15 protein-coding genes are annotated in these 13713 nt (G+C 62.2%); 4 read left to right on the top strand and 11 right to left on the bottom strand.

Features of this window, described 5'->3' with window-relative positions; genetic code table 11:
* Nucleotides 1–139: 139 nt before the first annotated feature.
* A complete protein-coding gene (locus tag RHIBR816_RS0123920; RefSeq protein WP_026187367.1) occupies nt 140–562 on the top strand; it encodes a SufE family protein in 423 nt (140 codons plus the stop codon).
* Between the two features lie 112 nt (nt 563–674).
* Here the strand turns inward: RHIBR816_RS0123920 and mucR are convergent, their stop codons facing one another.
* From mucR to RHIBR816_RS0123880, 8 genes are all read right to left on the bottom strand, one after another.
* Complete coding sequence (gene mucR / locus RHIBR816_RS0123915; RefSeq protein ID WP_012707336.1) at nt 675–1106, bottom strand: exopolysaccharide biosynthesis transcriptional regulator MucR; 432 nt, start codon at nt 1104–1106, stop codon at nt 675–677.
* A gap of 406 nt (nt 1107–1512) precedes the next feature.
* Entirely contained in the window at nt 1513–1872 is a 360-nt protein-coding gene (gene mnhG / locus RHIBR816_RS0123910) for a monovalent cation/H(+) antiporter subunit G (protein ID WP_018239132.1), read from the bottom strand.
* Nucleotides 1872–2246: a cation:proton antiporter gene (locus RHIBR816_RS0123905; protein ID WP_026187366.1), complete on the bottom strand. Its 375-nt coding sequence runs from the start codon at nt 2244–2246 to the stop codon at nt 1872–1874. The genes mnhG and RHIBR816_RS0123905 overlap by 1 nt, the downstream gene beginning before the upstream one ends.
* Nucleotides 2243–2719, bottom strand: a complete 477-nt coding sequence (locus RHIBR816_RS0123900) for a Na+/H+ antiporter subunit E (RefSeq protein ID WP_018239130.1) — start codon at nt 2717–2719, stop codon at nt 2243–2245. Before RHIBR816_RS0123900 ends, RHIBR816_RS0123905 begins: the two co-directional genes overlap by 4 nt.
* Nucleotides 2716–4275: a Na+/H+ antiporter subunit D gene (locus tag RHIBR816_RS0123895; RefSeq protein WP_018239129.1), complete on the bottom strand. Its 1560-nt coding sequence runs from the start codon at nt 4273–4275 to the stop codon at nt 2716–2718. Before RHIBR816_RS0123895 ends, RHIBR816_RS0123900 begins: the two co-directional genes overlap by 4 nt.
* A gap of 6 nt (nt 4276–4281) precedes the next feature.
* Nucleotides 4282–4659 (bottom strand): Na+/H+ antiporter subunit C, encoded by a 378-nt coding sequence (locus RHIBR816_RS0123890; RefSeq protein WP_018239128.1) that lies wholly within the window; start codon nt 4657–4659, stop codon nt 4282–4284.
* Nucleotides 4659–5078 carry a Na(+)/H(+) antiporter subunit B gene (locus RHIBR816_RS0123885; protein WP_018239127.1) on the bottom strand — a complete coding sequence of 140 codons (420 nt, stop codon included), beginning with the start codon at nt 5076–5078 and terminating at the stop codon, nt 4659–4661. Before RHIBR816_RS0123885 ends, RHIBR816_RS0123890 begins: the two co-directional genes overlap by 1 nt.
* Entirely contained in the window at nt 5075–7444 is a 2370-nt protein-coding gene (locus RHIBR816_RS0123880; protein ID WP_018239126.1) for a putative monovalent cation/H+ antiporter subunit A, read from the bottom strand. The genes RHIBR816_RS0123885 and RHIBR816_RS0123880 overlap by 4 nt, the downstream gene beginning before the upstream one ends.
* A gap of 493 nt (nt 7445–7937) precedes the next feature.
* Here RHIBR816_RS0123880 and RHIBR816_RS0123875 point away from each other — a divergent pair, with 493 nt between their 5' ends.
* Nucleotides 7938–8432 (top strand): hypothetical protein, encoded by a 495-nt coding sequence (locus RHIBR816_RS0123875; protein ID WP_018239125.1) that lies wholly within the window; start codon nt 7938–7940, stop codon nt 8430–8432.
* 33 nt (nt 8433–8465) lie between these two features.
* Here RHIBR816_RS0123875 and RHIBR816_RS0123870 read toward each other — a convergent pair whose 3' ends face one another.
* From RHIBR816_RS0123870 to RHIBR816_RS0123860, 3 genes are all read right to left on the bottom strand, one after another.
* Entirely contained in the window at nt 8466–9128 is a 663-nt protein-coding gene (locus RHIBR816_RS0123870) for a hemolysin III family protein (protein ID WP_018239124.1), read from the bottom strand.
* 282 nt (nt 9129–9410) lie between these two features.
* On the bottom strand, nt 9411–9755 hold the full coding sequence (locus tag RHIBR816_RS0123865) for a TraR/DksA family transcriptional regulator (protein ID WP_018239123.1): 345 nt from the start codon (nt 9753–9755) through the stop codon (nt 9411–9413).
* Between the two features lie 56 nt (nt 9756–9811).
* On the bottom strand, nt 9812–10234 hold the full coding sequence (locus tag RHIBR816_RS0123860; protein WP_018239122.1) for a universal stress protein: 423 nt from the start codon (nt 10232–10234) through the stop codon (nt 9812–9814).
* Nucleotides 10235–10598: 364 nt separating this feature from the next.
* Here RHIBR816_RS0123860 and RHIBR816_RS0123855 point away from each other — a divergent pair, with 364 nt between their 5' ends.
* Nucleotides 10599–11486, top strand: a complete 888-nt coding sequence (locus RHIBR816_RS0123855; RefSeq protein WP_018239121.1) for a VOC family protein — start codon at nt 10599–10601, stop codon at nt 11484–11486.
* 108 nt (nt 11487–11594) lie between these two features.
* Nucleotides 11595–13703 (top strand): S9 family peptidase, encoded by a 2109-nt coding sequence (locus RHIBR816_RS0123850; RefSeq protein WP_018239120.1) that lies wholly within the window; start codon nt 11595–11597, stop codon nt 13701–13703.
* Nucleotides 13704–13713 lie beyond the last annotated feature (10 nt).

The following is a 13713-nucleotide window of genomic DNA, read 5'->3' as shown; positions in this document are numbered from 1 at the left end:
AAGCCATGAGCTGTTCTCTTTGCGGCCCGTATCCCCTATATGAATGGTGAACAGCATCCCGTGCCTGAATTGGCGCGGGACGGAGAGCAAGGCGCGGCGACCGGCAGTCGATCGCCAGAGCGCCACATTCGGATCAGCCATGGTTTCACTTGATCAGATCATCGACGATTTCGCCTTTCTCGAAGAGTGGGAAGATCGCTACCGCTACGTCATCGAACTGGGCAAGAGCCTGCCGGAGATGCCGGAAGTCTCAAGGACCAGCGAGAACAAGGTTCAGGGCTGCGCCAGTCAGGTTTGGCTGGTGACCCGCACGTCCGGTGATCAGGACGACCCGGTCCTGACCTTCGAGGGAGAATCGGACGCGCACATCGTCCGCGGCCTGGTGGCGATCGCGCTTGCGATCTTTTCGGGCAAGCGCGCCTCGGAGATCGCCAGGATCGACGCACTCGATATCTTCGGCAGGATCGGCCTCATCGAGCATCTGTCGTCGCAGCGCGCCAACGGTCTGCGCTCGATGATCCGGAGAATCAAGGGCGAGGCCGAGACACGCCTGCCCGCGTGAGATCGGCGCACCCACGGTCGGCCTGATCGCCAAAAAGCCGGACTGAGACAGCCCGGCTTCGACCTCAATATCAATGCGCAAGGCTTGCCCGGCCAGTTGCCGGGCGACCCGTCTATTTGCCGCGGCGCTTGCGACGCTGACCCAGCCCCATTTCCTTAGCGAGACGCGAGCGGGCCTCCGCGTAGGCCGGTGCCACCATCGGATAGTCCGCCGGCAGATCCCACTTCTCGCGATACTCTTCCGGCGAAAGATTGTGGTGGGTCATCAAATGGCGCTTCAGCGACTTGAACGTGCCGCCACATTCGAGGCAGGTGATCTGATCATCCTGCACGGACTTGCGAACGGAGACCGCCGGTTTCGGTTTTTCGACCGGAACGACCACCGGCGCGGGAGCCGTCGTGTTGTTGAGAGCCGAATGGACATCGGCTATCAGCGTCGGCAACTCGGCAACCGGAACCACATGGTTGCTCACATAGGCGGCAACGATTTCCGCCGTCAGCTCAACCAGGAGTTCGTTGCTCGCACCGAGCGTGTTCTCACTCATTTTTTTCTCCTATCGGAATCCAGCAACAAATCCCTGAAACAAGGTTTCAGGAGGGAGGATATGCCAAAATGCCGCCGAACAGCGCTTGCCGCCTTGGAACTGAGCGATAGCCGCCACGGGAGCACCGCTCCGCTGCAACATCAAGGCTCGAATCGCGACAGCGAAACCCGTCACCAAGGCGCCGAACCCATCGGCGCCTCAAAGCAACGGAAAAGAATCACAACTCAAGCTGGAATTCCAGTTCAAAGTATTGATCACAACGACACTTTGCGGTTACTGGCTTAACACTGATCTGCAAAATGTCAAAACATAATTTTTGTCAATGAGCAGCATATCTATTTCAGGTCACTAAATTTGTCCGCTGTGGCGGAATTGTCCCGAAATACAGAATCAGAAATGGCGCCAATCAATGCCGCCGTGGCTCTTCCTTTTGTGGCAGCTGATCTATAACCGATTGTTTCGTCATCCTGTAACCCGCCTGATGAGCGGCTTTCGCCAGCAAATGAGCCGAGATCGGCGCCGTCAGCACCAGGAATACGAAACCGGCAAGCGCGCGCACGAAAATGGCGGGATCGAGCGAGTGCAACCCGGCGGCGACCAGCAACAGGCCAGAACCGACGGTGCCCGCTTTCGAGGCCGCGTGCATGCGCGTGTAGAGATCCGGGAAGCGAAGGAGGCCAAGCGCCGCGAGCAGCGAAAAGCATGCGCCAAGCACGATGAGGACGGCCACCAGAATTGTGATTGCGGCGACGACAAACGTGCCCATCAGCGCCCTCCCCGGCGTTTGCGACGGGCCGCTTCGGGAGCCCGGCCCCTCTTCATGGCTGGTTTCGGTGCGGTGGCGCCCTCTCCCGCTTCCGGCGCGAGGCCGTGTGTCAGGATGAAGCGCGCGAAGGCGACAGTTGCGAGGAAGCCGACGAGGCCGAGGGCGATCCCTATGTCGATATAGAGATTGAAGCGGGTCTTTATTGCAAGAACCGCAATGAACCCGATCGCGATCGCGACGAGCATGTCGAGGCCGAGCACCCGATCCGGCAAGGTCGGACCGCGAATGATGCGCAGCATCGTCATCAGCAAAGCGAGTGAGAGGAGCAGGAGCGCAAGGCTGGTCGCGCCTGCCAGGATCGTCCCGGCCATCATCGTTCGAAAGCCTCCCGAATGCGCCGCTCGAAGCCGCGTGCAATGTCCTGGCGCAACGCCCCCGGATCGGCGCAGTCGAGTGCGTGGACGTAGAGGGTCTTGCGGTCCTCGGATATGTCGACGGAAAGCGTGCCGGGCGTCAGCGTGATGAGATTGGCAAGGAGCGTGATCTCGAAATCGCTCTTGGCGGTCAGCGGATAGGCGAAGATCCCGGGCTTCAGGCCCATCCGGGAGCGCAGGACGAGAATGGCGACCTTGACCGCCGATACGGCGAGTTCCTTGAAGAACAGAGCCGCCAGCAGCGCCAGCCGCAAGGGTCTCAGCGGATAGGTGACGGGCTGCAGCTCGCGCCGGATCAGCCACAGGGACACAGCGCCGACAGCAAAGCCGAGCGCCAGGTTCGCCGGCGTGAAACTGGCGCTGATCGCACCCCAAATGACGGTGAAAATCAGGTTGATCTGCAGGAATTTCATCGCGGGCCGCCTTCCGGGAAGACCGAGTTCACGTAGGCCGACGGCTCCGCGAGCCCCGCTGCGGCGTCCTGGATTATCGCCAGCAGCGGCTCGGGATAAAGGCCGATCAACAAGGTCAGCCCGGTGAGCACGGCCAGGGGGCCGAATGCCGCAGGCGACAGCGACACCGCCTCGCCGTCCGCATGCGCGGCCTCGCGCCAGAACACCAAAAGGAAAACGCGGCCGGTGACGATCATTGTCAGGAACCCGGCAAGAAGAAGAGCAGCGGCGAGCCACCAGGCGCCGATATCGAGAGCTGCCTTGACGAGCATGACCTTCGGCCAAAAACCGGAAAAGGGAGGCAGGCCGGAGACGGCGAAACACAGCATCAGGGTAAGAGCGGCAAATCCGACATGCCGGCGGTAGAGGCCGGCGAGCGCCGCAATCGAGGAACTCGCGCCGAGACGCATGGCGATCCCCGAGGCGAAGTAAAGCCCGGTCATCACGAGCATGGAATGCAGCGCATAGAAGATGGCACCCCCAATGCCGCCCGGTCCGCCGACGGCGATACCGGCGAGCATCGAGCCGATGCCGGAGACGATGAGGTAGCCGAGAATGCGGCGGAAATCCGTCTGCGCCAAAGCGCCGAGCACGCCGACGATCATCGTCAGTGCCCCGGCGACCGCGAGGATGAAGCTAAGTTCCTCCCTTTCGACCGGGAAAAGCATGACCATCACCCGCACCAACGCATAGATGCCGACCTTTGTCAGCAGGCCCGCAAAGAGCGCGGAGACGGCGACGCGCGGGGTATGATAGGACGCCGGCAGCCAGAAATTCACCGGGAAGGCGGCCGCTTTCATGGCAAAGGCGAGCATGAACAGGCCCGTGAGCGTCATCAGCGGCGCGCTGTCGCGCAGCGCCTCGGCCCGAGTGGCGATATCAGCCATGTTGAGCGTGCCGAAAACGGCGTAGAGATAGCCGGTCGCGATCAGGAACAGCGTCGTAGCGACGAGATTGAGGAAGCCGTATTTCACCGTGCCGTCGATCTGCTCAGGCTCGGAACCGAGGACGAGAAGGCCGAAGGACGAGATCAGCAGCACCTCGAACCAGACGTAAAGATTGAAGATGTCGCCGGTCAGAAAGGCTCCCGAGACGCCCGCCATCAGCAACATCAGCAGCGGATAAAAGCCGTAGCGGCGGCCGCTGTCGTTGATATCGGCAAGCGAGAAGACGCCGGCGACCAGCGCTACAAGCGCCGCGGCAAAGGCGAAAAGCGTCCCGGTCAGGTCGGCGGTGAAGGCGATGCCGAAGGGCGGCAGCCAGCGTCCCATCACCATGGTCAGCGGACCGTTCTCGGCGACCGCCTTGAGCAGCAGCCCATCGATCAGCACGAGCCCTGCAAGGCCGATAATGGCAATTGCCGGATGGATACCGATCCGGCGGCGCAGCATGACGAGCAGCGCACCGATCGCCAGGCACCAGGCGACCGGCAGGATCACCAGCCATTCGGCGGCCGTGGGCGGCGCGCTGACGAGCGCAGCGGAAACATCGACGAACGGGGAGATCGAAGCGGCCATTGAGGGTCAATATCCAAGCGGAGGGAGCGGCTCGTCCGCCGGTTCGGCAACGCGCATCTCGTCCGTATTGTCGGTCGCAAGGTCGCTATAGGCGCGCCAGGAAAGAACGAGCAGGAAGGCAAAGAAGGAAAAGGAAATGACGATCGCCGTCAGGATCAACGCCTGGGGAAGCGCGTTGGCCGCCGGAGCAGCCAGCGATTCGGCCCCTTCGGGGATGATCGGCGGCACCTCCCGCGTCAGCCGACCTCCCGTGAAGATCAGCAGATTCACCCCGTTGCCGAGCACTGCGACACCCAAGAGCACGCGAATGATGAACTTCGAGAGCATGAGATAGACGGCAACGGAAAAGAAAATGCCGACGAGCAGGGCAAACCAAGCCTCCATCACTCCCCTCCCCGCTCTTCGAGCGACAGCGCGATCGAACTGATGGCGCCGACGACGACCAGGTAAACGCCGCTGTCGAAGAGGAGCACGGTCGACAGCGGGACTTCGAGGCCGAAAATCGCCGGATAGATCCAAAGCCCGGTCATGAACGGGACTCCTGCGAAGAGCGCGATCAGGCCAGCAGAGGTGGCTGCGAGGAGCCCCGCCCCGGCGATTGCCATCGGATGAAAGAAGATAGCCCGCCTGACCGTTTCGACACCGTGCGCCATGCCATAGATCGCCAGGGCCGAAACGGCGATCAAACCGCCGATGAACCCGCCGCCCGGCTCGTTGTGGCCACGCAGCAGCACGAAGATGGAGAAGAGCATCATCAGGCTCGTCAAGACCGGGGCGAGCGTGCGGAAGATCACCGACTTCATGCCCGTTCCTCCACCGCCGTTTCATCCGCCTCCGCGACCACGGCGCGCTTCAGCGAACCGGCCCTCAGCCGCACCAGCGCCAGGATCGCAAGGCCGGTAATCATCACCACGGCGATTTCGCCGAGCGTGTCCGTGCCGCGGAAATCGACGATAATGACGTTGACGACATTCGCCCCGTGCGCAACCGACTTCGAATAGAGGTTGAAGAAGTCCGTGAGCGACCGGTCGAAGGGTACAGCCGTGACCCTCAGCAGAAACAGGGCGAAGCCGAGGCCGCAGGCAAGCGCGATCGTCGCATCGCGCGCTTTCTCCGGCAGCGGCCGGTGATCGGCGGGCGAGAGCCGCAACCGGGTCATCACCAGCGCCAATACGACGACGGACAGCGTTTCAACCATGAATTGCGTGAAAGACAGGTCCGGGGCGCCGTAGAGCAGGTAGATGACGGCGACCGCGAAGCCTTGAATGCCGAGCGAGACGATCGCGGTGAGGCGGTCGGAAGCGACGACGACGGCGAAGAGCCCGCCGACGGCGATCGCGATGATCGCAAGCTCGTGCACCGGAACGTCCGCGGAGAAGAAGGGAGCGCGCGGGAACTCACCGTATAGGAGCGGTATTGCCAAGAGAACGATCGCCACCAGCGCGAAGGTGGCGGTCATATAGACGTCGAAGCGGCCGCCTTGCAGGCGCCGTGTCACAGCGACTGCAAGGCGCACGAGGCCACGCAGGAACTGGTCGAAGCCCCGGTCCGGCCCCCAGCCGATGTCGGCGAGGATTGTCACCATCGCCGCGCGCAAGCGGGCCAGATTGAGGTAGAAGGCGACGCCAAGCGCCACCGTCAGCGCGGAGAGCGCCAGCGGCAGACCGACATGCGGCTCGAGCGATATTTCGACGGTCCTTGGCTCGCCGGCGATTGCCGAGGCGGTGGGCGACGAGACGAGCCGATGGGCGAGACCGGAGAAGAGCGCGATGGAGAGCCCCTTGAGGGCGAGAACGGCCGGGCCGATCCAGAGAAGCGGCGGCGCCTCATGAACATGCTTCGGCGCGTTCACGCGCGGTCCCAGGAAGGGCTTCAGGGCGACAGCGAAGGCGACGGCAAACATCAGGGCGTTGCCGAGGACAGTCAGCATCGCAAAGAGCGCGGAGCGCAAGTTCGACGCGGAGAAGGCCGAATAGAGTTCCTCCTTCGCGAGGAATCCGAAAAAGGGCGGCAGACCACCCATGGAGAGCGCAGCGGCAAGGGCGATGGCGAAAGTGAGCGGCATCGCCGAGCGCAGGCCGCCGAGCTTCGTGAAGTCGCGCGATCCGGTTTCGTGATCGAGGATGCCGGCGACCATGAACAGGGCGCCTTTGAAAAGCGCGTGTGCCACAAGATAGAGCGCGGCCGCCTCGACCGCGTGGGGCGAGCCGAGCCCAATCGACATCACCAGCAGACCGAGTGAGGCCACCGTGGTATAGGCCAGCATCAGCTTCATATCGGTTTGGCGCACCGCGAGCGCCGCCCCGATCACCAGCGTCGTCACGCCGAAGAGCGGCAGCAGGAGCTGCCATTCCGGAGTTCCGCCAAGGACCGGATTGAGACGCATCAACAGATAGACGCCCGCCTTCACCATCGTCGCCGAATGCAGATAGGCCGAAACCGGTGTCGGCGCCTCCATGGCATTCGGCAGCCAGAAGTGAAAGGGAAACTGGGCCGACTTGGTGAAGGCGCCGCCGAGGACCAGCAGCAATGCGGCGAGATAGAAGGGGCTCTCCTTCAACTCGGAACCGAAAGAGAGAAGCAGCGAAAGCTGCGTGACGCCGCTGACGTTCCAAAGGATCAGCAGCCCGGCGAGCAGCAGAAGGCCGCCTCCGCCCGTCACGACCAGGGCCTGTAACGCGGCGCGCCGAGCGGCCTCGCGGGCGTGGTCGAAACCGATCAGCAGGAAGGAGGCTATCGACGTCAATTCCCAGAAGACGAAGAGCATCAGGAAACTGTCGGAAACGACGAGCCCCTGCATCGACCCCATGAACATCAGGATGAAGGCGAAGAATCGGCCCTGTTGCGGGTGGCCTTTCAAATAGCCGCCCGAATAGAGGACGATCAGCGCCCCGATGCCGGAAATCAGAAGCATGAAGGTGAGCGACAATCCGTCGATCAGCCAGGAAAAACTGACATTGAAGGACGGTATCCACGTATAGCCGCCGGTCACGATTTCGCCGCTCGCGACATCCGGAAGAAAGCGCAGGAAATGCAAGAAGATTGCCGCGGGAGCAATGGCCAGGACCCAGGCGGCATTGTGCCCGAGGAGACGGGTCAGGCCGGGTGCGACAAGGGCCGCAGCGAAGGGAAGGGCGAGCGCCAGAAATGTCAGTGCCGTGACATCCATCGCTTGGCGTGCTCCTTTCCCCTTTGATCATCTGGTCAATTTGATATCGGACATAGAAGAAGGCCCGGTTCGTCTCAAGAGAAATCGGTTGGAGTCCCAGTCAAGTGGGCGGTTATACTGTGCAAAGGCAGCAAAGCTGCCGCCGAGCGCCACGCATCGGCGCCGGCCGCCAGCGGCTGCCGTTCACTGTTCGCCGCAGGGCGGCGTGTCCTGTTCCGCCGGGAACAGATAATGCGTGGCGGCGGGACTATCGAATTCGTGGTAATCCGGAACGGCCAGAGAAGGCAAACGCGCTATCTCAGAGCCGTCGTAAGGGCCCTTTACGCATCCCGCGAAAAGGGCCACTCTCCTACGGCGCCGCGCGTCTTATCAGACGTGCAAAGTCGCTGTAGGATTTTGAAATGCTGCATGTTTCTGTCCTAAATCGGCTACGCTTTAAGGAAACATGCAGAAGGCAAAGCGGCAGGTAAGTAACCGAAGGAATGCTCTGCGCATGCGCCGCGTCATATTTGCATTCGCTCTCCTCTTTGGGGCCGTCCTGCCCGCTGCCGCGCAGGACGATTGGCACCCCTATTCCAATCCCCAGTTTGGCTACACGGTCGAGATCCCGCCGGGCTTCGAGATGCACCAGCAGGCCGACAACAACGACGGCGCGAGTTTTCACGCCGACGACAATGGCGCGACGCTGATCGTGTTCGGAACGCACCCTCCAGCCGGCGATTTCGAGACAGACGTCTCGGATCGGATCGGCTACGAGAAAGACGACGACTGGCGAATCCTCTACTCGCGGGTCACGCCCGCCTGGGCGAGCTTCTCGGGTGCCCGCGGCCGAGAGGTCTTCTACACGCGGGCGATCGCGCTCTGCGATGGCAGCGCCGCCTATTTCCGGCTGCAATATCGCAAATCGAAGCTGACAAGCTTCGACGGCGTCATCTCGCGCATGGCGGCGGCACTGCGCCCCTCGGATAGTTGCCAGCCCGCTGAGTGAGTGGGTAGCCTTCCGCTTACCGGTTCGCTCCAATCAGGCGGCGGTCGCACCGCTGATGCAACTGAGGACGGCGGAATAGTGCACGGCCGAGCCGGCAACGACGAAGCCGTGCCAGATCGCGTTCTGGAAGCGCAGCCTCTCCCAGACATGGAAGACGATGCCAATCGAATAGATGATGCCGCCAATGAGGACGAGTACCAGGGTCGTCGCATTGAGGGCGGCGAAAAGCGACTTCGCGGCCAGAACGCCGCCCCAGCCCATGGCGAGATAGAGAAGGATCGCCAACCGGTCGAACCGTCCCGGCAGGAGGCATTTGATCGAGATGCCGAGAAATGCGACCGCCCATATGCCGATGAGCATCCAAAAGAGGAACGGATCATCCCAACCGCGCTGGAGAAAGGGCGTATAGGTTGCAGCGATCAGCACGAAAATGGCCGAATGGTCCAGGCGACGCAGGAGCCACTTCGTCCGGCAGACGGGATAGAGGTTGTAAAGAAACGATACCGACAGGGTGAGGATCAGGCCCGCACCGTAGACCCAGGCAGCGGCAAGCTGTCCCGAAGTGCTCCAGACCGTCGCATAGAATATCAGGACCGTAACGCCGACGAGCGCGGCACAAAGGCCGATGCCGTGGACAATCCCATCGGCAATCAGTTCCGACCGGTCATAGGTCCATTTGAACTCGCTGATATCCACGCGGCCCCTCCAGATCCCGCATCGATTCCGATATCGGCACCCTGTCCTCGAACCGCAGTGATCTGGTCGAACCAACTCGCGCCCACCGCGACCCCTTCCGACGGATCGAGCAATCGTGCCATAGAGATCATTGTCGGCAAAGCGCCTGTTTGGGGCGAAAGGATCAATTTCTGCAACGCATTACAACAATTCGCGGACGCCGCCGCGCGAGACGCATCCGGTTCGACGGACATGCCTCCGGCCGGGCGCCGGAGCCGATGCGCGCGACAGCGAAAACCGCCCTCATCTGGTACGGGAAGCCACCTCCGCGGCACAGGTCTGGCAGAGCGGCGCGTGCGGCACGGCGTGCAGTCTCTCCTGCGAAATTGGCTCCCCACAGCGCGCGCAGATCCCGTATGTGCCGGCCGCAATCCGGTCGAGAGCCGCATCGATGGCGCGGATCTCGCCCTGGCCAGCGAGCCCCAGCCCTTCGAGCACTTCATCGTTTTCCCGTTCTGTGACGCGATCCGGCACGTCGGCATTCATCGGCTGGTCCAGATCTTCCTCGATCTTCACCAGACGGCCGTAGAGTTCGTCCTTGCGGCGCAGAAGCTTGTCGCGGAAATCATCAAGCGCGTATTTGTCCATCATGGGGCTCCCTTGGGTCGCGGCACGGCGAGGCCGCACCGCATTCTTCTTGTTGATTAGCGGTCGACGAGAACGGCACAGGGGCAGTGGCTGACCACGCGGCTGGCGGTCGACCCGATGAAATAGTCGATCAGGCCCGGACGGTGCGACGCGATGATCACGAGGTCCGCGTTCTCTTCCTTGGCGAGCGCGTTGATGGTGCCAGCCGCCCCGCCGGTGCGGATTTCAATCCGTCCGTTGATGCCGTGCTTGGTCTTCAGCGCCTCCAGAGTCTTGACCGCATGCCGGCGCGATTCCTCGATCATCTCGAGCGGGAAATCGACGATCATGTAGCCCTGTGCGTAAGCGTTGAGATCCTCGACGACGTTGAGGAGGATGATCTCCCCTCCCTCGTCGATCAGTTTCTCGGCGATACCGAGAACGGATTCGCCGTGTTCGAGCTGATCCATCGCGATCGGGACGATGATTTTCCTGTACATGCAGATACGCTCCTTCTGTTGCGTTCCCGGTCGCCGGCTGGAAAACGAGGCGTTCCTTCGGACCTGAGGGCGGACCTGGGCGGGATGCCCCATTCCACATTTTTCGCGCCCTTGGGCCGAAAGTGAGCGGAGGCGACGATGCCGACCATGATCGAAATCAAATCGGCTGCCGCCAGGCGCTCGCACCATCCATGATGAGGTAGCGCGATGACCGCGACCGTCAACGTTCATCGAACACAACATCAAGTAATATAATAGCTTTCCCGAACGCCTTCACGTGCTCATATTGGGCTACAGTGCAGCGCGCCATGGCCGGTACGAGTGCCGGGCGCGCTCCCGAAAGGCGTAGCTCAAGGAAAAGACGATGCAATCGCAGGCTGTGACCAATCTTCCCGAAGACCACGCGGTGTCGATGCCCGCCTATGTCGACCGGGCGCATCTCGTCGTCCAGGACCTTTCGATGGTCTCGGCCTGGTATCAAAAGATGCTCGGCCTCGCTTCGCTCGAGACAAGTGCAAGCGGAGAAACGCTTGGGGTCGCCGGAAGGCCGCTGTTGACGCTGACAACGGGCGCGGACGCGACAAGGGCGCCGCGCAACGCGCCCGGTCTCTTCCACACGGCGTTCCTCGTGCCCGACCGCCGGGAACTGGGGCGCTGGCTCGCCCATGCCGCGAGCACGGGCGTTCGCCTCCAGGGCGCCTCCGACCACCTCGTCAGCGAAGCGATTTACCTCGCCGACCCGGAGGGCAACGGCATCGAGGTCTATCGCGATCGGGCGCGCAGCGAATGGCGCTACGAGGCGGACGGAACCGTGGCGATGAACACCTTGCCGCTCGACCTGCAGTCGCTTTATGACGAGGCGCCAAAGGAAGCTTGGGACGGCCTTGCCGACCGCACCGTGATCGGCCACATCCATCTGCAGGTCTCCGACATTCCGCAGGCGGATGCCTTCTTCCGCGACGTCCTCGGCCTCGATCTGATGGCGCGCTACCCTGGAGCAAGCTTTTTCGCCACCGGCAAATATCATCATCACGTGGCTGCCAATATCTGGAATTCGCGAGGAGCGGCGAAACGCCAGGCCAAGATGACCGGGCTCTCCGACTACACCATCCGCTTCCGGGACACCGATAGGCTCGCGACGGCAATCCGCAAGCTCGACGAGCTCCAGGTCCCCGTGCGCGAGGAAGGCGGCATCCATCGTCTCACCGATCCGTGGGGCATCGGCCTCAATCTCGCGGCTTCGGCAGCCTGATCCCTTGAACCGCAATCCGTCGCTCTGTCCGATGGCGCTTTCCGCTTGATCGCCGCCCGGGCGCTCTCTATCTCATGATCTCCCACCCATGAGATCCCGGAGAGCCCCTTGTCCGTTTTCAAGAACCTGCCCGCCGCGCCCGTCGCTCGTAAGAAGCCGCTCACGGATACGCGCCACGGCATCAACCGGACCGATGACTACGCCTGGCTGAGGGCCGACAACTGGCAGGCGATGTTCAAGGATCCGTCGATCCTCGACCCGGAGATCCGCCGCCACCTCAAGGCGGAGAACGAGTACATGAACGCCGCGATGGCGGACACCAAGGATCTGCAGAAGGCGCTGTTTGCCGAAATGCGCGGCCGCATCAAGGAGGACGACTCCTCCGTGCCGATGAAGGACGGCGCCTTTGCCTATGGAACGTCCTACGTGAAGGGCGGCGAGCATCCGCGCTATTTCCGTATCCCGCGCGACGGCTCGGCCAGTGACGAGACGATCCGAGAGGTGCTGCTCGACGGCGACAAGGAAGCCGGGGGCAAGGCTTACTTCCGCATCGCCGGCCTCGACCATTCGAGCGACCATACCCGCGGCATCTGGGGCTATGACGACAAGGGATCGGAATATTTCACGCTGAGGGTGCGCGATCTTGCGACCGGTGAGGACCTTGCCGACGTGGTCGAGAATACCGGCGGCGGCGGCGCCTGGGCGCCGAACGGCAAGAGCTTCTTCTATACCGTCCTCGACGAGAACCACCGGCCGTCAAAAATCTACCACCATGTCCTCGGCACGCCGCAGTCTGAGGACCGGCTCGTCTATGAGGAAATGGACCCCGGCTTTTTCATGTCGGTCGGCGGCTCACTGCTCGACGACTTCATCTATATCGACATCCATGATCACGAGACCAGCGAATACCGGCTGCTTTCGACCAAGGATTTGACGGCCGAGCCGCAAATCGTGGTCAAACGCGTTACCGGTCTCGAATATTCGATGACCGAGGGCGGCGAGGTCTTCTACATTCTCACCAATGCCGACGGCGCCAAGGATTTCAAGATCATGGAAGCGCCGGTGGAAGCGCCGCAGAAGCAGAACTGGCGCGAGGTGGTGCCGCACCGCCCGGGCACGCTGATCCTCAGCCACATGGCCTATGCCCGCCATCTCATCTGGCTGCAGCGCCGCGAGGGGCTGCCGGAAATCGTCATTCGCGACCGGGAGACCGGTGAGGAACATGCGATCGCCTTTGCCGAGGAAGCCTATTCGCTGGGGCTCTCGGGGGCAGCCGAATACGACACCGACGTCATCCGCTTCTCCTATTCGTCGATGACGACGCCCTCGCAGCTCTTCGACTACAACATGGCGACGCGCGAGCGCACGCTTTTGAAGACCCAGGAAGTGCCCTCCGGCCACGATCCCGACGACTACGTGACCCGCCGTGTCTTCGCCCCGGCTTCGGACGGTACCGAAGTTCCGGTGACGCTGCTCTATCGCAAGGACACGCCACTCGATGGGTCTGCCCCCTGCCTGCTCTACGGCTATGGCGCCTACGGCATCACCATTCCGGCCAGCTTCAACACCAATTGCCTGTCGCTTGTCGACCGCGGCTTCGTCTATGCCATCGCCCATATCCGCGGCGGCAAGGACAAGGGCTTTCAATGGTACGAAGACGGCAAGATGGCGAAGAAGGTGAATACCTTCAAGGACTTCATCGCCGCCGCCGACTATCTGAATCAAGAGAAGTTCACATCCTACGCCAACATCGTGGCCGAAGGCGGCTCTGCCGGCGGCATGCTGATGGGCGCAATCGCCAACATGGCGCCGGAAAAGTTCAAGGGCATCATCGCCGCCGTCCCCTTCGTCGACGTCCTGAACACCATGCTGGACGACACGCTGCCGTTGACGCCGCCGGAATGGCCGGAATGGGGCAACCCGATCGAGAACAAGGAGTTCTACAGCATCATTGCCGACTACTCACCCTATGACAATGTGGATGCCAAACCTTACCCGGCCATCCTGGCGCTCGGCGGCCTGACCGATCCGCGCGTCACCTATTGGGAACCGGCGAAGTGGGTCGCCAGGCTGCGGGACAAGACGAGCGGCAGCGAGCCGATCCTGTTGAAGACCAACATGGATGCCGGGCACGGCGGTGCCTCCGGACGCTTCCAGCGGCTGGAGGAGATCGCTTTCGAATACGCCTTCGCCATCAAGGTCGCCGGCAAGATGTAGGAGGACCACC

The organism is Ensifer sp. BR816, assembly GCF_000378985.1.
Classification (GTDB): domain Bacteria; phylum Pseudomonadota; class Alphaproteobacteria; order Rhizobiales; family Rhizobiaceae; genus Sinorhizobium.
This window is presented reverse-complemented; position numbering and strand designations above follow the sequence as displayed.